Source organism: Acinetobacter stercoris, assembly GCF_900323515.1.
GTDB classification, from domain to species: Bacteria; Pseudomonadota; Gammaproteobacteria; order Pseudomonadales; family Moraxellaceae; genus Acinetobacter; species Acinetobacter stercoris.
The window spans coordinates 1-875 of sequence record NZ_OOGT01000426.1 but is presented as its reverse complement, the minus strand read 5'-3'; the positions used below and the strand labels follow the sequence as shown (position 1 = coordinate 875).

Below are 875 nucleotides of genomic sequence, written 5' to 3'. Positions count from 1 at the left end.
GTATAAACATATTCATTTAAAACTTTAATTTCATATGCATAAAAAACCAATTGAAAAAAAATCAGAGCATCTTCGCCAATAGTAACTTTATTTGGGTATATTATATTGTCGAATAATTCTTTTTTGTAAACTTTACCACATAATTCCCATCCCCCATTTACACATAAATACTTTATAAAGTCAGAACTAGAATATATACCTGGTTGAAATCGAACGATATCTTTTAAGTTATTGTTTTTATTTAATCTAAAATTAGTTACCAATATTTCAAACTTATTATCTTTACAGTAATTCAAAAAAACAGATACAAAATTACTATCTAAAACATCATCTATATCTAAAAATGTAACAAAATCATATTTAGCAACTTCAACACCTTGCTTTCGAGCTGCCATTACACCACTGTTTGGTGTGGATATTAAACGAAAGTTGCTATAGTTTTTTATCAAAATTTCTATTTTTTCTGCAGTGTTATCAATACTACCATCATTAATATATATTACTTCAAAAGTATTATTATCTTGATTAACCAATGATAAAAAATTTTTTTCAATAAATTTTTCGCCATTATAAACTGGAACGACAATACTAATCACTATNTCATCCTATTCAGGAAATTACCTATAATACTATTATCATTAATGATATTATATTTCTTTAAGAAATTGTAATACTTTCTATCTCCACTTGTAAGCTTATAAATAGGTGAAAAGAAATGCTTTTCCTCTATATATAGGCTTTTAGTGCACTTTCTTGTACGCCATTCAGACGCAATTTGAACAGAAAATGCAGAATTATCACAAGGGTATAATAAAATATTACTATCTTCTTTCAGATCCTCATAAGCTAATTTAGCTGCAATATATACAACTAAA

Annotated in this window: 1 protein-coding gene; it reads right to left on the bottom strand. The window is 25.9% G+C overall.

The genetic code is table 11. The features are described from left to right. Positions 1 to 596: glycosyltransferase family 2 protein (locus KPC_RS20040; protein ID WP_121976031.1), on the bottom strand; the 596-nt coding region annotated here is incomplete at its 3' end. Positions 597 to 875: the final 279 nt, after the last annotated feature.